Origin of the sequence: Streptomyces sp. NPDC058653 (assembly GCF_042716895.1) — a bacterium.
Lineage (GTDB): Bacteria > Actinomycetota > Actinomycetes > Streptomycetales > Streptomycetaceae > Streptomyces.
This window is the reverse complement of record NZ_JBHXRM010000002.1, coordinates 71,008-91,184: the sequence shown is the minus strand read 5'-3', so window position 1 is coordinate 91,184 and position 20,177 is coordinate 71,008. Positions and strand designations below refer to the sequence as shown.

Annotated in this window: 21 protein-coding genes; 8 read left to right on the top strand and 13 right to left on the bottom strand. The window is 72.4% G+C overall.

Annotated elements, in window-relative coordinates:
- On the bottom strand, positions 1-980 hold a 980-nt coding region (locus tag ACFWU9_RS02115), incomplete at its 3' end, for an NAD(P)/FAD-dependent oxidoreductase (RefSeq protein WP_384313970.1).
- Positions 981-1,083: 103 nt separating this feature from the next.
- On the opposite strand from ACFWU9_RS02115, the gene ACFWU9_RS02110 reads away from it, so the two are divergent.
- Both ACFWU9_RS02110 and ACFWU9_RS02105 read left to right on the top strand, forming a co-directional pair.
- On the top strand, positions 1,084-1,704 hold the full coding sequence (locus ACFWU9_RS02110; protein WP_384313968.1) for a helix-turn-helix domain-containing protein: 621 nt from the start codon (positions 1,084-1,086) through the stop codon (positions 1,702-1,704).
- A 109-nt stretch (positions 1,705-1,813) separates the two neighbouring features.
- Entirely contained in the window at positions 1,814-2,674 is an 861-nt protein-coding gene (locus ACFWU9_RS02105; RefSeq protein ID WP_384313967.1) for a class I SAM-dependent methyltransferase, read from the top strand.
- A 25-nt stretch (positions 2,675-2,699) separates the two neighbouring features.
- Here ACFWU9_RS02105 and ACFWU9_RS02100 read toward each other — a convergent pair whose 3' ends face one another.
- Both ACFWU9_RS02100 and ACFWU9_RS02095 read right to left on the bottom strand, forming a co-directional pair.
- Positions 2,700-3,617 carry a slipin family protein gene (locus ACFWU9_RS02100; protein ID WP_384313965.1) on the bottom strand — a complete coding sequence of 306 codons (918 nt, stop codon included), beginning with the start codon at positions 3,615-3,617 and terminating at the stop codon, positions 2,700-2,702.
- A 116-nt stretch (positions 3,618-3,733) separates the two neighbouring features.
- The gene (locus ACFWU9_RS02095) at positions 3,734-4,666 is read right to left on the bottom strand and encodes a sigma-70 family RNA polymerase sigma factor (RefSeq protein ID WP_384313963.1); all 933 of its coding nucleotides are present in this window, start codon (positions 4,664-4,666) and stop codon (positions 3,734-3,736) included.
- A gap of 99 nt (positions 4,667-4,765) precedes the next feature.
- On the opposite strand from ACFWU9_RS02095, the gene ACFWU9_RS02090 reads away from it, so the two are divergent.
- On the top strand, positions 4,766-5,566 hold the full coding sequence (locus ACFWU9_RS02090; RefSeq protein WP_384313961.1) for an SDR family oxidoreductase: 801 nt from the start codon (positions 4,766-4,768) through the stop codon (positions 5,564-5,566).
- 111 nt (positions 5,567-5,677) lie between these two features.
- Here the strand turns inward: ACFWU9_RS02090 and ACFWU9_RS02085 are convergent, their stop codons facing one another.
- Positions 5,678-6,421: a formylglycine-generating enzyme family protein gene (locus tag ACFWU9_RS02085; RefSeq protein WP_384313959.1), complete on the bottom strand. Its 744-nt coding sequence runs from the start codon at positions 6,419-6,421 to the stop codon at positions 5,678-5,680.
- A gap of 111 nt (positions 6,422-6,532) precedes the next feature.
- A complete protein-coding gene (locus ACFWU9_RS02080; protein WP_384313957.1) occupies positions 6,533-7,822 on the bottom strand; it encodes an epoxide hydrolase family protein in 1,290 nt (429 codons plus the stop codon).
- A 124-nt stretch (positions 7,823-7,946) separates the two neighbouring features.
- On the opposite strand from ACFWU9_RS02080, the gene ACFWU9_RS02075 reads away from it, so the two are divergent.
- Positions 7,947-8,744, top strand: coding sequence for a GNAT family N-acetyltransferase (locus tag ACFWU9_RS02075; RefSeq protein ID WP_384313955.1), 798 nt, complete (start codon positions 7,947-7,949; stop codon positions 8,742-8,744).
- On the opposite strand, the gene ACFWU9_RS02070 is transcribed toward ACFWU9_RS02075, so the two are convergent.
- Complete coding sequence (locus ACFWU9_RS02070; protein WP_384313953.1) at positions 8,723-9,217, bottom strand: GNAT family N-acetyltransferase; 495 nt, start codon at positions 9,215-9,217, stop codon at positions 8,723-8,725. The two genes, ACFWU9_RS02075 and ACFWU9_RS02070, sit on opposite strands and share 22 nt — an antisense overlap.
- Positions 9,218-9,465: 248 nt before the next feature.
- Between ACFWU9_RS02070 and ACFWU9_RS02065 the strand changes: the two genes are divergently transcribed.
- Both ACFWU9_RS02065 and ACFWU9_RS02060 read left to right on the top strand, forming a co-directional pair.
- Complete coding sequence (locus ACFWU9_RS02065) at positions 9,466-9,903, top strand: cytidine deaminase family protein (RefSeq protein ID WP_384313951.1); 438 nt, start codon at positions 9,466-9,468, stop codon at positions 9,901-9,903.
- Entirely contained in the window at positions 9,903-10,817 is a 915-nt protein-coding gene (locus tag ACFWU9_RS02060; RefSeq protein ID WP_384314391.1) for an aminoglycoside phosphotransferase family protein, read from the top strand. The genes ACFWU9_RS02065 and ACFWU9_RS02060 overlap by 1 nt, the downstream gene beginning before the upstream one ends.
- A 32-nt stretch (positions 10,818-10,849) precedes the next feature.
- Here ACFWU9_RS02060 and ACFWU9_RS02055 read toward each other — a convergent pair whose 3' ends face one another.
- The 3 genes from ACFWU9_RS02055 to ACFWU9_RS02045 form a co-directional block, all read right to left on the bottom strand.
- Positions 10,850-12,979: a HelD family protein gene (locus tag ACFWU9_RS02055; RefSeq protein ID WP_384313949.1), complete on the bottom strand. Its 2,130-nt coding sequence runs from the start codon at positions 12,977-12,979 to the stop codon at positions 10,850-10,852.
- A gap of 43 nt (positions 12,980-13,022) precedes the next feature.
- Positions 13,023-13,691, bottom strand: a complete 669-nt coding sequence (locus ACFWU9_RS02050) for a TetR/AcrR family transcriptional regulator (protein WP_384313947.1) — start codon at positions 13,689-13,691, stop codon at positions 13,023-13,025.
- Positions 13,692-13,756: 65 nt separating this feature from the next.
- Complete coding sequence (locus tag ACFWU9_RS02045) at positions 13,757-14,245, bottom strand: MarR family winged helix-turn-helix transcriptional regulator (protein ID WP_384313945.1); 489 nt, start codon at positions 14,243-14,245, stop codon at positions 13,757-13,759.
- Between the two features lie 325 nt (positions 14,246-14,570).
- Between ACFWU9_RS02045 and ACFWU9_RS02040 the strand changes: the two genes are divergently transcribed.
- Positions 14,571-15,953 carry an MFS transporter gene (locus tag ACFWU9_RS02040; RefSeq protein ID WP_384314388.1) on the top strand — a complete coding sequence of 461 codons (1,383 nt, stop codon included), beginning with the start codon at positions 14,571-14,573 and terminating at the stop codon, positions 15,951-15,953.
- On the opposite strand, the gene ACFWU9_RS02035 is transcribed toward ACFWU9_RS02040, so the two are convergent.
- The 4 genes from ACFWU9_RS02035 to ACFWU9_RS02020 form a co-directional block, all read right to left on the bottom strand.
- Positions 15,934-16,467, bottom strand: coding sequence for a GNAT family N-acetyltransferase (locus ACFWU9_RS02035; protein WP_384313943.1), 534 nt, complete (start codon positions 16,465-16,467; stop codon positions 15,934-15,936). The genes ACFWU9_RS02040 and ACFWU9_RS02035 overlap by 20 nt on opposite strands.
- Positions 16,468-16,489: 22 nt before the next feature.
- A complete protein-coding gene (locus tag ACFWU9_RS02030; RefSeq protein WP_384313941.1) occupies positions 16,490-18,031 on the bottom strand; it encodes a carboxylesterase/lipase family protein in 1,542 nt (513 codons plus the stop codon).
- A gap of 58 nt (positions 18,032-18,089) precedes the next feature.
- A complete protein-coding gene (locus ACFWU9_RS02025; RefSeq protein WP_384313939.1) occupies positions 18,090-19,022 on the bottom strand; it encodes a GntR family transcriptional regulator in 933 nt (310 codons plus the stop codon).
- A 153-nt stretch (positions 19,023-19,175) separates the two neighbouring features.
- Positions 19,176-19,886: an HAD family hydrolase gene (locus ACFWU9_RS02020; protein WP_384313937.1), complete on the bottom strand. Its 711-nt coding sequence runs from the start codon at positions 19,884-19,886 to the stop codon at positions 19,176-19,178.
- An 85-nt stretch (positions 19,887-19,971) separates the two neighbouring features.
- Here ACFWU9_RS02020 and ACFWU9_RS02015 point away from each other — a divergent pair, with 85 nt between their 5' ends.
- Positions 19,972-20,145, top strand: a complete 174-nt coding sequence (locus tag ACFWU9_RS02015) for a hypothetical protein (RefSeq protein WP_384313935.1) — start codon at positions 19,972-19,974, stop codon at positions 20,143-20,145.
- Positions 20,146-20,177 lie beyond the last annotated feature (32 nt).

The following is a 20,177-nucleotide window of genomic DNA, read 5'->3' as shown; positions in this document are numbered from 1 at the left end:
TCGGTGTCGGCGGTGGCGAGGTCGGCGTTGATGTGCGCGCCGGCCAGCGCGCCCGCGGCGGCGGAGGCGCCGACCTGCGCGCTGGGGTCGGCGGCGTTGCCGGCGACCCAGACGCCCGGGACCTCCGTGGTGCCGGCCGGGCCGGTGACGAAGTGGTCGCCCATGCCACCGGGCAGGTCCTCCGTCGGGAGGGCCAGACCGGCCAGGCCCTCGGTGCGCGCCCGCATGCCGGTCGCGACCGCGAGAACGCCGCGCGCCACGACCTGCCCGTCGGCCAGCCGCACGCCCGCGATTCCGCCGTCCTCGGTGGACTCGACCGCCGCCACCGGCGTGTCGACGACCCGGACACCCCGGGCGGCGAACCGCGCCCGGGTCTCCTCGTCCAGGTCGGTGCCCCGGGTGAAGTAGACGAGGTCGTCGGTCAACTGCCGGAACAGCAGGGCGTGATGGACGGACGCCGGGCCCACGGCCAGGACCCCGATGGGCGCGTCGCGCACCTCCCAGCCGTGGCAGTACGGGCAGTGCACCACGCCGTGCCCCCAGTGCCGTGCCAGTCCGGGCACGTCGGGCAGGACATCGCGCAGACCGGTGGCGACGAGCAGCCGGCGCGCCCGTACGGCGTCGCCGTCGGCCGGCGTGACGGTGAAGCGCGGATCACCGCCGGCGGAGGGGGCCGAGGGGACAGTGGAGACAACGTGGCCGGCCACGACCCTGCCGCCGTAGCCGCGTACCTCCTCCCGGCCGCGCCGCAGCAGCTCCGCCGGGGGGACGCCCTCCCTGCCGAGCAGACCGTGCACGCCGCCGGCGGGCGCGTTGCGGGGTGCGCCGCCGTCGATCACGATGACCGAGCGGCGGGAGCGGGCGAGCATCAGCGCGCCGCTGAGACCGGCGGCTCCGCCGCCGATCACCACGGCGTCGACGGTCGCGCCGGAGCCGTCGTCCAGCGCGTCGGTCACGGACTCGAAAGTCGTCGCGGTCATCCGCGTACCTCTTCCTGTGCTGTCCTCGGGTGTACGGGCTCCGAGCCGGGCCCGTGCCGCCGACAGTAGGCAGAGGTTGCGCACGAGGCATAGCATGTTGCCCATGACGCAAGAAGATGGCGATCTCGACAGCCTTGTACGCAAACGGATCCGCGCGCTGCGCGTGGCGCTGGGCTGGTCCCTGGACGAGCTGGCGGGCCGCGCCCGGCTCAGCCCCTCCACGCTCAGCCGGATCGAGAACGGTCAGCGGCGTCTCGCCCTGGACCAGCTCGTCACCCTCGCCCGCGCCCTGGACACCACGCTCGACCAGCTCGTCGAGACGGCGGCGGACGACGTCATCTCCAGCCCGACGATCGACGCCGCGCGTCAGCGGATGCGCTGGCCGGTGAGGGCGGACCCGGGGATGACCGTCGTACGCCAGCGCCTGACCGACCCGCCGCCCGACAGCCCCGCGCGTATGCGCGCGCACCCGGGCCGCGAGTGGTTCGTCGTCCTGTCCGGCACGGCCGTCCTGCTCCTGGGCAACCGGCGGTTCCGCGTGGAGACCAACCAGGCCGCCGAGTTCCCGACGATGCTTCCGCACGCCCTCGGCGCCGAGGGCGGGCCGTGCGACATCCTCGGCATCTTCGACCGCGACGCACGCCGTGGCCACCAACGCGACGACGACGGCGGCGCGGACGGCGGAGGGGGCACGGACGGCGGAGGGAGCACGAGCGACGGGTGATGGGGCCCGTACGCCGGTTTCTTGCGCGGCGAGCAGGCCAGGCGGCACCCTCTTGCTCTTCCGGGAAGCGACCGGGCCCTACGCCCGTGATCCCCCTAGCGTGGGCGCCATGACAGACACCTCCCCGCACCCGGCCCACGAGCACGCGCACGGAGCGCCCCAGGACCCCGACGACCAGTCGGAGATCCTCGACCTGGACGCCGAGGTGCTCGGCGAACAGACCGCCTCCATCATCGACTGGCTGCCCGTCAGGTCGGATCCCCGCCGCATCGTGGATCTGGGCTGTGGCACCGGGGCCGGCACCTTCGCCCTGCTCAGGCGCTTCCCGGACGCCGAGGTGACCGCCGTCGACTCCTCGGCCGGCCATCTGCACCGCCTGCGGCACAAGGCGGAGGAGGCCGGTCTCGCCGACCGGGTACGTACCGTTCGGACCGACCTCGACGGGACCTGGCCGGAGCTGGGCGCTCCCGAACTGGTCTGGGCCTCGGCCTCCATGCACCACATGGCCGACCCCGACCGCACCCTGCGCCAGGTCCACGGCGCGCTCGCCCCGGGCGGGCTGTTCGCCGTCGTGGAACTGGCCGGCTTCCCGCGCTTCCTGCCCCCGGACGCCCCGGCGGACCGCCCCGGCCTCGAAGACCGCTGCCATGCCGCGCTCGACCGCCACCATGCCGAGCATCTGCCCCACCGGGGCGCCGACTGGGGGTCCAAGCTGGCCGCCGCCGGGTTCACCGTCGAGGGCGAACGCACCATCACCGTCGACCTGGGTCCGACGCGCTCAGAGGCCGTCGGACGTTACGCGCTGAGCAGCCTCACCCGTATCCGCGGCGGTGTCGCCGAGGGGCTGGACGCGGAGGACCTCACCGCTCTCGATCGACTCCTGGACACCGAGGGCCCCCACAGCATCCTGCGCCGCGACGACCTGACGGTCCGCACCGAACGCGAGGTGTGGGCGGCGCGCCGCGACTGACCCCCGGCCTGCTCGTCCGCGCGGGTCAGACGCCCTGCCTCTGCCGCTCCCGCTTCTCCGGCCCAAGCTTCTCCGGCTCGCGCTCCTCCGGCTGCTCCTCCCGTACCACCTCCGGCTTCGCTTCCGGGCTCCGCGCCTCCTCCGCCACGTCCGAGACCGCGCGTACCGCCTGCTCGGCCTCGGCCGGCGTCGCGCGCTCCAGGAAGCGGAGCAGTTCGACCGGGAAGGGCAGCACAAGGGTGGAGTTCTTCTCGGCGGCGACCGCCACCACGGTCTGGAGCAGCCGGAGTTGCAGCGCGGCGGGCTGGCCGGCCATCTCCTGGGCCGCCTCGGCGAGCTTCTTCGACGCCTGGAGCTCCGCGTCCGCGTTGATCACCCGCGCGCGGCGCTCACGGTCCGCCTCGGCCTGGCGCGCCATGGACCGCTTCATGGTCTCGGGCAGCGACACGTCCTTGATCTCGACCCGGTCGATCTGGACGCCCCAGCCGACGGACGGGCTGTCGATCATCAGCTCCAGGCCCTGGTTCAGCTTCTCGCGGTTCGAGAGCAGATCGTCCAGTTCGCTCTTGCCGATGATCGACCGCAGCGACGTCTGCGCCATCTGCGACACCGCGAACCGGTAGTTCTCGACCCGGATCAGCGCGTCCGACGCGTCGACCACCTTGAAGTAGATGACCGCGTCCACGCGCACGGTGACGTTGTCGCGCGTGATGCCGTCCTGCGCGGGGACGGGCATCGTCACGATCTGCATATTGATCTTGTGCAGTCTGTCCACGAACGGCACGATCAGCGTGAATCCCGGCCCCCGGACGCCCTCGCGCAGCCGGCCGAGGCGGAAGACGACGCCGCGCTCGTACTGCTTGACGACCCGGGCCGCCGACAGCGCGTAGATCGCGCACACGCACACCAGCGCGATGACCCCGATGACCAGTCCCTCGACCATGATGAACTCCTGACGCCGGACCGAGGTGTCAATTACAACGATATGCCTGTATTGTCCCGTCGGTCGATCGGCCTACCCCGGGCACCCGGTCCCCGGCGGACACCCCGTCCCCGGCCTCACGCGTCCAGCACCGCGACTTCCACCCCGGCCAGACGCTCCGCGTCCGCGATGATGTCGATCTCCGTGACCTTCCGGTCCGCGATCGTGAAGGCGAGAACGAGGAACAGCCGTCCGCCGGGAGCCATCACCAGCCCCGGCGAGCCGTTCACCAGGGCGGGCTGCGTGAACCTGACCCGTTCCGCCGCCACGGACGCGCCCTTGCCGACGTTCTGCGCGCCGCGGAGCGTGATCGGCCCGCGCGTCGGGCCCGCCGACCGGTCGGCCCGCAGGATCACGTCCGCGTCGAGCAGCGCGACCAGCGCCTCGAAGTCCCCGCCCCGCGAGGCCGCGAGGAAGGCCTCGACCACCTCGCGCCTGCGCGCCAGATCCGGCTCCGCTACGGGCGAGGCTCCCCGGACCCGGCGGCGCGCCCGGCTCGCGAGCTGCCGCGCCGCCGCCGGGGTGCGCTCGATCATCGGGGCGATCTCGTCGAAGGGCACGGCGAACATGTCGTGCAGCACGAAGGCCAGCCGCTCGGCCGGGGCCAGCGTGTCGAGCACCACCAGCAGGGCCAGCCCGACCGAGTCGGCGAGCAGCGCCTCCTCCTCGGGGTCGCCCCGGTCGCTCCGGCCGCCGGGCCCCCCGTCCGGACCGGGCCGGCCGCCCGCGCCACCCCGTGCTCCGATCGGTGCGCGGTCCGGCGCGTCGAGCGGTTCCTCGCGCCGCGAGGCGCGCGTACGGAGCATGTTCAGACACACCCGCGCCACCACCGTGGTCAGCCACCCCCGCAGATTCCCGACCTCACGGGTGTCGGCGCGGTCGAGACGCAGCCAGGTCTCCTGAACGGCGTCGTCGGCCTCGCTCGCGGACCCGAGCATCCGGTAGGCCACCGCGCGCAGACGAGGGCGGTCCTCCTCGAAACGGTCCAGCAGCCGACTGCTCTCGTCCATCTGTCACATTCCTCCTTCGCCCGGTGTCACTGAAGTAGACCCCCTCGACCCAGTCGATGTGACCGGCAGAGACCCGGTCCGCGAGAGCTTGGAGAAGCCATGACGTCATCGATCCTGGTCACCGGCGGCACGGGCACCCTCGGACGCCTGGTGACACCGCTGCTGCGCGACACCGGCCACCCGGTGCGGGTGCTGAGCCGCCGGGGCCACGATTCACGGGACGGTGTCGAGTACGTCACCGCCGACCTGCTCAAGGGGAACGGGATCGAGTGCGCGCTCGACGGCTCCGACACGGTGCTGCATCTCGCGGGCGCCGCCAAGGGGGACGAGGAGGCGACCCGGAATCTGGTGGCGGCGGCGTCACGCGTCGGCGGCGTACGGCACCTGGTCCTCATCTCGGTCATCGGCGCCGACCTGATGCCGCTCGGCTACTTCAGGGCGAAGCGGGGCGCCGAGCGGGCGGTGGAGGAATCCGGGCTGCCGTGGACTACGCTGCGGGCGGCCCAGTTCAACGACCTGGTCCTCACCGCGACGCGCGCCCTGGCGAGACTGCCGGTGGTGCTGTCACCCGGCGGGGTGCGGGCGCAGCCGGTCGACGCCCGCGACGTGGCGGCCCGGCTGGTGGAGCTGACGCTCGGAGAACCGGCGGGCCGCGTGCCCGACCTCGCCGGGCCGAAGCTGTACGGCCTGGCGGAGCTGATCCGCGGCTACCTCCAGGCGCGCGGCCACGGCCGGCCGACCCGGCGGCCGACCTTGCCGTTCCCGGTTCCGGGGAAGGTGGGCCGCGCCTACCGGGCGGAGGACAATCTGGCCCTCGCCGGCGCCGACCTCGGCACGCGGACCTGGGAGGACTTCCTCGCGGAGCGGGTGGAGCAGAGGGAGCGGGTCGCCAGGCACTGACCGCGGGCCCGTACGGCGGGAACGTCCTGACGCGTACGGCGCGGTCCACCGAAGCCGCCCGCCTCAGCTCCCGTCCGCCTCAGCTCCCGCCCGCCTCGGTTCCCGCCCGCCTCAGCTCGCGCCCGCCGGTGCCGCCAATCGGAAGCCGACGCCGATCGCCACGAGGTCCTTCTCGTACGCGCCGTGCCGACGGGCGCAACGCGCCAGGTCACGGTCGTGCCGGAACGCGCCCCCACGCGTGACGTGCGGGTCGAACGCCCAGTCCTCCATACGGGGCACCTCCCCGGGCGCGCCCGGGTAGGGCGCGTAGAGGGTCGACGTCCACTCGTCCGCGTTGCCGGCCATGTCGAGCACCCCGAAGGGGGACGCGCCTTCCGGCAGCGAACCGACCGGCATCGTGGTGCCGACACCGAGGTCGACCAGATTGGCCAGGCCGGTGCGGTACTCGTCGCCCCAGGGGAACTCCCGGCCGTCGTCGCCACGAGCGGCCCGCTCCCACTCGTCCTCGGTCGGCAGCCGCACCTCAAGACCCCCGAGCCGCTCGCCGAGCCAGCGGCAGAAGGCCAGCGCGTCGTCCCAGCCGACACCGGTGACCGGATGGTCCGCCGGAGCCCCCGGAACCGCTCTGCCCGTGGCCCGCGCGAAGCGCGTCCACTGTCCGACGGTGACCTGTGTGCGGGCGATCCGGAAGGCCGGGACGGGGATCTCCGTACGCGGGGCCTCCTTGCGGTACCACTCCACCGGCACCCCGGTGTCGGCGTAGCGCCGCGCGACCTCGGCCACCTCGTCGGCGGGCGTCCCGCGGAGCAGCACCCCGGCCGGGATCTCGACCCAGTCCACCTGTTCCACCGGCATGGTTCCTCCACCGCTTCCTCGACGAGCCCCCAGGATCACCCCGGCTCCCGCAAGGCTCATCGGGCGATGGGCGGAGGGCGGCAGGGACCTTGGGACCAGGTTCCGGCCGTGTCAGCCCCGGAGCGTGCCGTGCGTGCGGAGCGTGCGGAAGAAGGCCCGTACGTCGGCCACCAGCAGTTCCGGCACCTCCAGCGCCGGGAAGTGGCCGCCCCGGTCGTACGAGGTCCATCGCGTGATGTTGTTCGTCCGCTCCGCGACACGGCGCAGGGGGATGAAGTTGTCGTGCGGGAAGTCGGCCAGCGCGGTCGGGACCGGGGACGGCTCGGGCGGCGAGGGCCAGTAACCGGCGTGCGCCCGCTCGTAGTAGATGCGGGCGGACGAACCGGCGGTGCCCGTCAGCCAGTACAGCATCACGTTCGTGAGGAGGCGGTCGCGGTCGACCCCGCCGTAGGGGCGGCCGTCCGTCGTGTCGGTCCACTCGTGGAACTTCTCAGCGATCCACGCCAGTTGGCCGACCGGCGAGTCGTTCAGTCCGTACGCCAGGGTCTGCGGCCGGGTCGCCTGGATGTCCGCGTACCCCTGGCGGTCACGGGCGAACTCCCGCCCCCGTTCCCAGGACGCCCGCGTACGCCGGCGCTCCTCCGGGCCGAGCGCGGCGAGTTCCGTCTCGGTCGGCTCGTGCGTCGCGCCGCCGCCGGGCAGCAGATTGAGGTGTACGCCGATGACCCGGCCGGGCCGGATCCGGCCCAGTTCGCGGGAGACGGCCGCTCCCCAGTCACCGCCCTGCGCGCCGTACCGCTCGTATCCGAGCCGCTCCATCAGCACGGCGAACGCCCCGGCCACCCGCCGGTACTCCCAGCCCTTCTCCCGCGTGGGGCCCGAGAGACCGAAGCCGGGGATGCTCGGCAGCACCAGGTGGAACGCGTCCGCCGGATCGCCGCCGTGCGCGCGGGGGTCGGTGAGCGGGCCGGCCACATCGGAGAACTCGACGATCGAGCCCGGCCAGCCGTGCGTCATGATCAGCGGCGTCGCGTCCGGCTCGGGCGAGCGGACGTGGGCGAAGTGGATGTGCGCCCCGTCGACGGTGGTGGTGAACTGCGGCCAGCGGTTCAGCTCGGCCTCCGCCGCCCGCCAGTCGTAGGTGTGCCGCCAGTGGTGCGCCAGCTCCCGGAGCGGGTCGCCCGGCATGCCGTACGCCCAGCCCGCGCCCGGGAGTTCGTCGGGCCAGCGGGTGCGGTCGAGCCGCTCGTGGAGATCGTCCAGCTCGCTCTGAGCGATGTCGATACGGTACGGATCGACAGGGGCCGGGCCGATACCGGCCGGGTCGATACCGGCCGGGTCGATACGGGCCGGGTCTGCGGGCGAGTCGGCAGGCGGGCCGGCGGGCGGGTCGGTGCTCATAGCGGCGCATGCTAGTTCCGGCGCCCGGCACCTCGCCGTGAATATCCGGCGCCCTCCCGCGGGGTCGGGTGAAACTCCGCCAAGTCGGTCGCGGCGCACCCCTCTCCCGTCCTACCGTCACCGCATGGACCACCACGTCCCCGCCCCCGCCGCTCCGGCCATGACCCACGCACGTGCGCTGTGGACCGAACTCGCCGGTGTCCAGGTCGAGTTCACCTCCCCCGCCGATGTCGTGGTCGCCCCCGACTCGTTGCTCTGTCCGCCGGGATGGGCGGGGATCGTACGGATCGGCGACGCCGCCGTCGTCACCGCGCCCGACACGCGGGGCGCCGACGCCCTGCGCCGGGCGGCTCGACACCTCTCGTCGGCCGAGCTGGTCGACCCCGCCAGGCTCCGCGAGGCCCTCGGCGCCACGGCCCCGCCACTCGACGTACTGGGGCCCGCCGCGCTCTTCTATCTGGACCGGGGCCGGGACACGTTCGTACCCGCGCTTCCCGAGCGGTCGGGCGCCGGCGACCGCCTCAGCCTCGCCGTCGAGCCGGCGACGGGGGACCACTCCGCGCCGACGGAAGGGCCGGCCGCGCCGCTGGCCGAGCTGCTGACCGCCGTCGGGACGGCCGACGCGGACGAGAGCGGTCTGGAGGAGATCACCTCACCCGCGTTCGTGCTGCGCGACGGCGGGGACGTGGTGGCCGCCGCCGGTTACGCGCTCTGGCCACGGTCGGTCGCCCACGTCTGCGTCCTCGTCGCCCCGGGCCTCCGCCGCCGGGGCCTGGCCCGGATCGTGGCGTCGGCGGCGGTGGCGCACGCGCTCGACACCGGTCTGCTGCCGCAGTGGCGGGCCCGGCCGTACCCCTCCCGGCGGGTGGCGGCGGCCCTCGGCTTCCGGGAGCTGGGCGCTCAGCTCAGCGTGCGGATGTAGCTCGTTCCCGGGCGCCCGCTGATGTCGATGTCGCCGGTGGCCACGAATCCCGTCCGCGTCAGCACGGCGCGCGAGGCGGGGTTGTCGAGGGTCGTCCTGGCACGCAGCGACGTCAGCCCGTAGGTCCCGGCGGCCAGCGCACACAGCCGCCGGACGGCGTCCGTCGCCAGACCCTTGCCCGCCGCCTTCTCCGCGACCCGGTATCCGAGCTCGGCCGAGCCGTCCTTCACATCGACGAGATTGAAGCGGCCGAGCACCTCGGCCGGGCCGGCGCCGTCGCCGCTCACCAGCACATGGAAGAAGAGCAGTCCGGCCGCCTGCTCGGTGAGCAGATCGCCGAGCCGCTCGGCGAAGGAGGCGAAGTACGAGTCACCCCGGTCGGGAATCGACGCGGCGAAGTAGGCCCGGTTCTCCTGCTCGAAGGCGAGCAGTGCGGGGGCGTGATCGAGGCGGAGCAGCTCAAGGTCGGCCATGTTCGGCACGCTACCCGGACGGGACCGGGTCATGGCCCGGGATTTTTCCCGGAAGAGCACGTCAAGGGCGGTGTGCCGGTCCGGCCGCCATGAACGTACGTTCGGTGTACACCGAGCGTACGGTGTCGGTTCGCCGCCCGTACGAGAAGAACCCGGCACGCCCGGCAGGGGCTGGACACGGACCACGCACGGCCAGGACGCGGTATTTCGGTGGGGCGGCGCGGCGGCCACGAGTACCGTTCCGTCGCGTGACAGCAGACCTCGATCATGAACTCGCCGACCGCGAACTCATCGACGTGGCGACCCGGCTCGTGGTGGCCCACGGCAAGGGCGACAACCACACCGTGGCCTGTGCCGCCCGTGACCGTGACGGCCGGATCGTCACCGGCCTGAACGTGTACCACTTCACCGGCGGCCCCTGCGCCGAGCTGGTCACCATCGGCGCGGCGGCGGCCGTGGGGGCGTACGACCTGGTCACCGTCGTGGCCGTCGGGAGCGACGGACGGGGTGTGCTGCCGCCGTGCGGGCGCTGCCGCCAGGTGCTGCTGGACTACTTCCCCCGGGTCGGGGTCATCGTGCCGACGGAGGAGGGTCCCCGGGCGGTGCCGGTACGGGAGCTGCTGCCGTACGCGTACGAGCTCGCCCAGAACTCCGAGGGCGCGGCGAATTCCGAGGACCCCGCATGATGCACGCCGACGAGGTACCCACCGACGAGGACCTGGTGCGCCGGCTGCTCGCCGCGCAGTTCCCGCAGTGGGCCGGGCTTCCCGTCGAGCACTTTCCGTCCGGCGGGACCGTCAACGCGGTGTACCGGCTCGGCGACGACATGGCCGTACGGCTCCCCCGTATCGAGGGCGGTGTGGCCGACCTGGCGAAGGAGCACCGGTGGCTGCCGTGGCTCGCCGCCCGCCTGCCGGTGCCCGTCCCCACCGTCCTCGGCCTGGGCGCGCCCGCCGAGGCTTATCCCTGGCCCTGGTCGGTCAACCGCTGGCTGGACGGGGTGCACCCGGAGGCCGGCCGGCTCGCCGAACCCGGGCCGCTGGCGCGGGACCTGGCCGGCTTCGTCAGGGCACTGCGCCCGCTCGACACCACGGACGCGCCGCCCGCCTACCGCAGCGGGCCGCTGGCCGAGGACGACGACCCGACCCGCGCCGCGCTCTCCGACCTCCGTGACCTGGGCGGGATCGTGGACACCGAAGCGGCGACCGCCGCGTGGGAGGCCGACCTCCGCGCACCCGACTGGGACGGGCCGCCCGTCTGGGTCCACTCCGATCTGATGCCGGGAAACCTGCTGGTGGACGGCGGACGGCTGAGCGGGGTCATCGACTTCGGCACGACGGGGGTGGGCGACCCCGCCTCCGACCTGATCCCCGCGTGGAACCTCCTTCCGGCCGGTGTACGGGACGACTACCGCGCCGCCCTGGGCACCGACGACGCGACATGGGCGCGGGGGCGCGGCCGGGCGCTGTCGATGGCGCTGATCCAACTGCCGTACTACCTGCACACGAACCCGCTGATCGCGGTCAACGCGCGCCATGTGATCGGTGAGGTCCTGGCCGACCACCGGGACCAACAGGCCCGCCACGACGGCCGGTCGTAGGCGGGCCGACCGGTCGTAGGCGTGCCGGCGGCTCAGAAGGGCAGTTCGGCGCTGTGCAGCACGTGCAGCCGGGACACCGCCCTGGTCAGCACCACGTACAGCCGGTGCGCCCCGCGCTGTTCCGCCGCCGCGATCGTGGCCGGTTCGACGGCCACCACATGGTCGTATTCGAGCCCTTTGGCGAGCGAGGCCAGCAACAGCGTGACGCGCGCGCCCAGTTCACCGGGTGACCCGGGCGTCAGACCCGCCCCGGTCAGCGCCGCACGCAGGCCCGCCATGTCGCCGTCGGCGGCGATGACGGCGACCGACCCCTCGTACGGCAGCGCCGCCCGTACCGCCTCGATCACGGCCGCGCCCATCCCCGCCGCCTCCCGCACCCTCTCGATCCGCAGGTCACCGTCGGCGCGCAGGGACGTGGCGGGCGGTACGTCCACGCCCAGCGTGGAGAGCAGCCGGTTCGTCAGCGCCACGATCGCCCCGGGGACCCGGAATCCGACGGTCAGCCCGGCCACCGGGGCGCCGGGCGCGCCCAGATGCGTGAGCTGCTCCCGCCAACCGCGGGCCGCCCAGGGGGTGGTGCCCTGCGCCAGATCGCCGAGCACGGTCAGCGACCCGAATCCCGCGCGGCGCGCGATGGCGCGGCACTGCATCGGGGAGAGGTCCTGCGCCTCGTCGACCACGATGTGGCCGTAGCTCTCCTGGCGTTCGAGCAGCCCGGCCACCTCGTCGAGGAGGAGCAGATCGGCCGCCGACCAGGGGGCCGTACGCGCGGAACGACGTCTCGGCCACTTCAGCGCCCGCAGTTCGGCCGCGTCCAGGATGCCGTCGGCCGCCGGTCCGGCCGGATCCGAGAGCAGCTCCGCCACGACCTCCTCGGGGGCGGCCTTCGGCCAGACCTCGTCCACGAACGCGGACACCGGGCGCGCGCGGGAGATCCTCTGGAGCCAGGCGTTGTTCGTGACGCCCGAGCGCCGTTCGGCCTGCCGCTGGATCAGCCGTACGGCGCGGGTGCGGACCCGCTCACGGCCGACCGCGTACGGCGGCGCCTCCTCCCGTACGTCGGCGACGATCCGCGCCAGCTCGGCGGCCGGCACCCGCCAGCGGTACGAACCGTCGGGCACCTCAAGGGAGTTGACGGGAGTGGTGACCCGCCCGTACAGCGCGCGGCGCAGCACCTCTGCCATCCGTACGTCGTGTTTGACGAGCGCGGTGGCCGCGCCGTCCTCGGCGCCGACCGGGTGGCGGGCGACCTCGTCCTCGATCGTGGACTGCCGGACACCGGTCTCGCCGAGGGAGGGGAGCACCTCGGCGATGTAGGAGAGGAAGGTGCGGTTGGGCCCGAGGATGAGCAGTCCGCCGCGCTTGATCCGGTCGGGGTGCGTGTAGAGGAGGTACGCGGCGCGGTGGAGACCGACGGCGGTCTTGCCGGTGCCGGGGGCGCCCTGGACGCAGACGGATTCGGCGAGTCCGTCGCGTACGAGATCGTCCTGCTCGGGCTGGATGGTGGCGACGATGTCGCGCATCGGGCCGACGCGGGGGCGCTCGATCTCCTCGGCGAGGATCGCGCCGGGGGCGGAACCGGCGGGGGAATGGGGGGCGGTGGCGCGGGGTCCGGCCGTCGCCCGCAGTACCTCGTCCTCCAGGCCCGTGAGGTCCTCCGACAGCCCCTTGCTCCACGGTGCCCAGCCGAACCGGCGGCGGACGGCGACGCCCTGGGGGTCGGCGGCGCGTGCCTGGTAGAACGCCCGGGAGACCGGGGCGCGCCAGTCGATCACGAGGGGCGGGGACGCCGGGTGTTCGCTGACGCGGATACGGCCGATGTGGTAGCTCTGCCCGGCGTGATCACCGGGGACCTGGTAACGGGCGCGGTCCGGGGCGCCGGCCGGCTCGGTGCGGCTCGCCTCGGAGTCCGTCTCCCCGCTCCCGAAGTCCAGCCGTCCGAAGAACAGCGGACCCTCCGGCAGTTCGGCCAACTCCTTGGCATGGCTGCGGAATTGGTAACCGAGCACTTCCGCGTCCGCCCCGGAGGCGGAGACGTCCGCTCCGGAGGCGACCCGTTCGTCGGCCCCTTCGATCATGCCCTTAAGGGCCGTACGGCAGATGTCGTGGTAGGCCCGCTCTTCGCCGAGAGCAAGGCTCAGCTCATGGTCGAGTGACGTCATTCCATCGAGAATAACGTAACCGAGTTAAATTTGATACCGAGAATCAATTGTTGAGCGGGAGCCCGTCCCGCAACTGCCCGAACCCGAGCCCCGCCGCCGCCACCGCGTCCGGGTAGACCCGGTCGGCACTCTCACCCTCGGCGATCCGCCGCCAGTTCCCCTCGGCGAGTACGCGCTGCACGGCGACGATCTGCCCGGCCGCGAGCCGCGCGACGACCGGCCCGCCGACGGCACCGCCCCCCGCCTCCGTCAGGACCTCCGTCAAGGCGTCCGCCAGGACGGCCTCCGACCTGCGCTGATAGGCGTACGCCCCCGCGACCAGCGAGGGTGTGCCGTACAGCAGACCGTGGTAAGCCAGCACCCCCGGATCGTCGTTGAGGCCGGTCACCGGGTCCCGGCGGGCCAGCCCGTCGGCGAAGTGCAGGCGCAGCGCGTCCAGCGCGGAGCCCGCCCCGCGCGCGCCGGTCACCACCCGCGCCGCCTCGTCCTCATGGTCGGCGAAGCGGTGCAGGACCAGGTCCTCCTTGGTGGGGAAGTACCGGAAGAGCGTCGGCTTCGAGACGTCGGCCGCTGCCGCGATCTCGGCCACCGACACCCTCTCGAAACCCCTCTCCAGGAAGAGGGTGATCGCCGTTTCCGACAGACGCTCGTACGTCTGCCGCTTCTTGCGCTCGCGCAGACCGTCCGCGCCGTCCACCGTCGTCTCGCCCATGGAGATGAAGGGTACGCAGCGGCCCGGAGCACCGGCCCCCGCCGGCCGCCTCGGCCGACCGCCGGTCACTTCTCGCGCTGGCGCGCCCGCCTCGCCGCGACCGGCGTCTCGGCCGGCGTGGCCAACTCCCCCTCGGCCAGGCCGTTCATCAGCCGCAGGAAGGTCTCGCGGTCGGCGTCGGAGAACCCCGCCAGTGCCCGCCGGTGCACGTCGTCGACGATCTCCTGGCTCCGTACGGCGAGATGGGCACCCTTGTCCGTGACCGCGATGATCCGCGCGCGCCGGTCCGTGCTGGACGGCTTGCGCTCGGCGAGCCCGGCCTTCTCCAGGGCGTCCACGGTGACGACCATCGTCGTCTTGTCCATGTCGCCGATCTCGGCGAGCTGGATCTGGGTGCGCTCCTCCTCCAGGGCGTGCACCAGCACGCAGTGCATACGCGCGGTGAGCCCGACCTCGGCGAGCGCGGCGGACATACGCGTACGCAGCACGTGGCTGGTGTGGTCGAGGAGGTAGGAGAGGTCCGGGGCCGAGCGGGTGGGCGTCATGGCGGTCATGTCCACCAGCGTAACAATTCGATCCGTGACGGATTATCCGGAAGACTCCCATGCAAGTCCGAGAGAGATAGTCTGCAACGGAACTATCCGCTAAGGTCTCTCCTGTCGGCCCATCGAGGCGATCCATCGACAGGAGAGACCCATGTCCGAACCAGCCACCGTCGCGGGAAAAGCCGCAGCGACAGGCACAGCGACAAGCGCAGACACAGACACAGAGACCGAGACGGAGACCGCGACAGACAGCGGCACGAGCGGCACCCCGGGCGGACCCCCACCCCCCTCCTCCCGCACCCGCGCGCTCGCCCTCGGCGTCCTCGCCTCCGGGATGCTGATGATCGTTCTCGACGGCTCGATCGTCACCGTCGCGATGCCCGCCATCCAGGACGACCTGGGCTTCACCCCGGCCGGCCTGAGCTGGGTGGTGAACGCCTACCTCATCGCCTTCGGCAGCCTGCTGCTCCTCGCGGGGCGACTGGGCGATCTGCTGGGCCGTAAGCGCGTGTTCCTCGCGGGCACCGGTGTGTTCACCGCCGCCTCGCTCCTCGCGGGAGTCGCCGGCTCCCCCGCCGTACTGATCGCGGCCCGCTTCCTGCAGGGCGTCGGCAGCGCGATGGCGGCGGCGGTCAGCCTCGGCATCCTCGTCACGCTCTTCACCGAGCCGGCGGAACGGGCCCGGGCCATCGCCGTCTTCAGTTTCACCGGCGCGGCCGGGGCGTCCATCGGCCAGGTCGCGGGCGGACTCCTCACCGACGCCCTGAGCTGGCACTGGATCTTCTTCATCAACCTGCCGATCGGGCTGGCCGCCCTCGCCCTCGCCGTCCGCGTACTGCCCGGCGACAGCGGCGTCGGCGTCCGTGCGCGGGGCCTCGCCGCCGGCGCGGACGTCATCGGCGCGCTGCTGATCACGGCCGGACTGATGCTGGGCATCTACACGGTCGTCGAGGTCGAGCGGTACGGCTGGGTGTCGGCGCACACCCTGGGGCTCGGCGCCCTCGCCGTCGCCCTCGTCGGCGCGTTCGTCGCCCGCCAGGCGAGCGCCGCGACCCCGCTCATGCCGCTGCGGATCCTCCGTTCGCGCGCCGTCGTCGGCGCCAACGCCGTGCAGATGCTGATGGTCGCCGCGCTGTTCTCGTTCCAGATCATCCTGGCGCTGCACCTCCAGCGGGTGCTCGGATACGGCGCCGGCGAGACCGGTCTCGCGATGCTGCCGGCCGCGGTCGTCATCGGCGCCGTCTCACTGGGCGTCTCCGCCCGGCTCAACGCCCGCTTCGGCGAGCGGAACGTGCTGCTCACCGGCCTTCTGCTGCTGATCACCCTCCTCGTACTGCTCACCCGCATACCCGCCGACGCCGACTACGCGACCGACGTGCTGCCCCTGATGCTCCTCGCCGCCGGCTTCGGCCTCGCCCTTCCGGCGCTGACGTCGCTCGGGATGTCCGACGCGGGCGAGGAGGACGCGGGGCTCGCCTCCGGGCTGTTCAACACGGCACAGCAGATCGGGATGGCGGTGGGCGTGGCCGTCCTCTCCACACTGGCGGCGTCGCGCAGCGAGCGCCTGCTGGCGGACGGCGCGACCGAGGCCGAGGCGCTGACCGGTGGCTACCGTCTGGCCTTCGGCGTCGGGGCCGGACTGCTGGTGGCCGCGTTCGTGGTGGCGTACACGGTGCTCGGGCCACGCCGCGGACGCGTCAGGCCTCGTACTGGGTGAGGTCGATGCTGTGGATGTTCAGCGCGAAGCCGTGCTCCGGGTCCTTCGTCTCCCGGTCGAGGACCATGTCCAGCTTGCGGAGCACGTTCTCGGACTCCTCGTTGCTGATCCGGTTCACGGCGACGACCCGCTCCAGGCCCCGGTCCTGGAGGGCGAACTCCAAGACGGCGTGGGCGGCCTCGGAGGCGTAACCCTGGCCCCAGAACTGGGCTCCGAGCCGCCAGCTGATCTCCACCTCGTGCTGCACCTCCGGCGGGGAGCCGGGTACGGAGAGACCCGCGCAGCCGATCAGTTCGCCCGAGGCGAGCAGTTCGACGGCGAAGATCCCGAACCCCTCGTCGTCCCACTCCTCCTCCCAGCGCTCGATGTCCCCGGCCGTCTCGTCGAGATCGAGGACCGAACCGTCGCCGATCCAGCGCATGACCTGCGGGTCCGAGTTGATCTCGGCCAGGGCGGCGAGGTCGTCGTCGGTCCAGCGGCGGAGGAGGAGGCGTGGCGTGCGGATCTCGGTCATGTGCCCATCCTGTCAGGGGCGGTCAGGGGTGCACGACCGCGTAGTCGACGGTGCGCCAGGCCGCGCGGAAGGCACCGTACGTCGTGCCGTCGGTGCCTCCGGTCGCCCAGATCCGTACGGTCCCGGCCTCGCTGGCCTCGGCACCCGTGCCTGCCTCGCCCGCCGCCCGGCCTGCCTCGTCCGCCGCGCCCAGCGGCTGCCAGCCCGGGTCGCCGGTCGCGGCGAAGTCCGCCCACGCCCGGATCATGCGACGCGACAGCTCGTGGTCCTCCGCCGACGGCGGGCCGCCGATGAGGAAGGCGAGTTCGGGGAGGTCGAGCGTGCCGAAGACGAAGGGGATGTCGGCGCAGTGCCAGGGGTGTACGACTCCGCCTTCCGTAACGCGGCGCCGGGCGAAGCGCGAGAGATACGTCCTGCGGCCCGCGCGGGCGTGGCGTTCGGCGAAGCGGCTGCTGTACTCGGCGAAGGACATGTCGCCGTAGATCGCCAGGTACACGTCGAGCACCGACGCGTCGGGCATCAGCGCCCGATAGGCCGCGACGAGACGGTCCGGCAGGCCGAAGTCCCTCGCGAACGTGTTGAGTTGGGCCTCCGTCGTGACCTTCTTGCTGCTGCCGACGGCGTCCAGCAGCCAGAACTCCTCGGTCGCGTGGCAGACGAGCAGGTCGACCTCCGCGCGGTCCGCCGGGTCGACGGCGAGGGGGTCGGCGGGCAGCAGGTCCCCGTCGGCGACCGGGCCGTACAGCACCGGGTCGTAGTGGCGCGCCCCCGCCGACGGGTCCTCGCGCAGATGGGCCACGACCTGGTCGGAGGCGCGGACCAGGTCGTACGGCGACGCCCCCGTCAGCCCCTCGACGGTGGCCGGGACCCCGGCGGCGTCCGCCACCAGGCGCGTGGTGACGGCGGCGAGCCGGCGCGAGTAGACGGGGCCGACCAGGCTGTGGGCGATGGCGCGGTGGAACAGCCCGCGTGCCCGCTTCGCCACGGTCAGACAGGCGACGGACGTCGCACCCGCCGACTGCCCGGCGACGGTGACGTTGGCGGGGTCCCCGCCGAAGGCCGCGATGTTGTCGCGCACCCACTCCAGGGCGGCGATCTGGTCGAGCAGCCCCCGGTTGTCGGGGTACGTCGGGTCGGGGAGATGACCGAACCCCTCGAAGCCGAGCCGGTAGTTGAGGGTGACGACGACCAGCCCGGCCTCGACCAGGGCCGTGGCGTCGAAGTCGGGCTGGGCGGAGGAACCGAACGTGTAGGCGCCGCCATGGATCCAGACGAGCACGGGCCGCCGCCCGTCCACGTCCCCGCCGGTCCACACGTTGAGGCTCAGCACGTCCTCGTCCCCGGGCGACCAGGCGGGTGTCCCCGGCAGCACGGCGGACTGCGGCGCGATCGTCCCGAAGGAGACGCACTCCCGCACGCCCCGCCACCCGTCCGCGGCCCGCGGCGCCTTGAACCGATCGCCCCCGAACGGCGGCGCGGCATAGGGAACCCCCAGCACGGCCACCACCCCGCCCCCGACCCGCCGCCCCCGTACCTGCCCGTTCCCCGTCACAAAGAGATCCACGCCCGCACTGTATGCCGCCCCCGGCGCCGGCAGTCCGGACCAACCCTCCGCAGACGCGTCAGGCCGGCGGATAGATCCTCAGCATGCCGTGGGCGTGCTTCCAGAGGCCGTCGAACATGGCCTGGAACTCCGTGAGGTAGAGAGAGCCCTGAGTCTCGTCGTCGGTCGCCGAATGGTAGAAGAGATTGCTCTGCAGCCCGAGAACGTCGAGTGCCAGAACCACCGAATCGTCATCCAAGATCATGTTGCGGGGCGCGAGGGCGTAGACCCCGAAGAGCAGCGTGACATCGTTCAGGATGTAGAGCTTGATCGTAGGTGTGACTTCAACACGTTTGATCTCCAGGCGGACTTCAGTGGTGACGTCGCTCTTCTCGCGCAGAATCATGACCTTCTGTTTCAGTGCGCTCAGATGCACCTCCACGCTCCGGCGCCAGCGCTCGAAAGGGCCCGTGTCGCTCTGGTCCACGGCCGCCGGGTAGGCGGGCTGGAAATCTCCCGATGGGACCAGAAGGCGGAGCGTGACGCTGTCGGGCCTCAGCTCGCCCCGCTCCACCGCGTCCAGCTGGCCGACCAGATGACGGCCCAGCGACTCGGTGGTGAGGGAGTAGGCGTCCAATGTCACCTCCTTCTCCAGGAACGCCCGCTTGATCACAGATTCCAGGCTGTTCACATCGGGGTCGGCCTGTCGCGCGTCCGTAAGGATCTGCCGGGTACGGACGACCGAGGCCTCGTCCGCCTCTTCGCCGGCCGCCGATCCCGCCCCGGCCCGGGTCACCTCGGACCGCGCGCCCTGCCGCGTCTTGATGAATCCTTCGCTCTCAAGCCGGGCCAGGGCGCCCTTGATCGTCTCCCTCGCCACACCGAACTCCTCGGCGAGCGCGCGCTGGGAGGGCAGTTTTTCCCCGAGCGGATAGACCTGATCCTCGATCCGCGCCCTCAACTGGTCGGCAATCTGCTGTGGTAGCGGGCCACTTACCCGTTCGGTAGGCATACCAGCACGGTACAACCGGACCACTCGGTAGGTACAGGTTCCAGCCAACTTACCTAACTGGACTGCCGATCAAGCAAGTCTCATGCCTTACTTATAGACAAGTAGTCCAGTTGCTAGTCAAGTTACTCCGGGATCGGAAGCATGATGACTGCCTCAACCCCGTATCAGCTCCACGGCACCACGGCGCACCGGCTCCAGGCTCCGGACGATCATGGCTTCCGGCGCGCCCGCACCGCGGAGTTCGTTGTACTTCCGCTCGTTCCTGGCGTAGCCCAGAAAGGCGACACCGGCGGCCTCGGCCGCAGCGACGTCCGACGCTCCGTCGCCGATCATCAGGGCGTCCGACGGTGGCAGGCCGAGTCCGTCGAGAGCGCGCGAGAGCGAGTCAGGGTGCGGTTTGAGCAGGCCCACGTCCTCGGTCCGGCCGTGGACATGGGCGGCACCGAAGTACGGGAGCAAGTTCCTTCGCGCGAGATACAGACTGGCGGCCTCAGCCGAGTTGTTGGTCGTCACCGCCAGCCGACGGTCCAGGGCGACCAACGCACGGATCAGCGGACTCGCACCCAGAGTCGGCTTCGCCGTCAGGGCGGCCCGTACCTCCTCCCCCGACAGGATGGCGTGAAGCTCCCGTGTGAGCGGGTGGCCCGGCCGCCCCTTCGCGAAGATTTTCAGCACGCGAAGCGGGTCGCGGGTGGACAGGAGATCGCTCGCCAGTTCCTCGGCAGGGATGTCGCGCAGGATCCGCTCCACCAAGCGCGTGGCGATGTCTCCCGCCGAGCGGCCGAAGAAGAGACGCGCCACCGGGCCGTCGAAATCGAGAAGCACACAGCGAGCCGGGGCCAGCAGGTCACGAATGACGGTCACGGCCGAACCCTATCCGGCGACTCCGCACGCGTATCAGCCTCTTCGGCGGACGCGCACCGCACACCTCGTCCCTGAAGGAGGGGCCATGCTGCCTCTGATCGGCTTCGCGCTGGAGCAGTTCGTTCAATGGAAGTTCGGCATGGCGGGCGCGGCGTCACTGCTCCTGCTGACCATCGGAGTCAAGGCCAGGAACTCCACCTGCGCCACCATCGGCGCGGTGGTGCTGGCCCTGCTGCTGGTGCAACCGGCCACCGGCTGATCGCGCGTCGACCCGGCGGCCGGGCCGGTCGC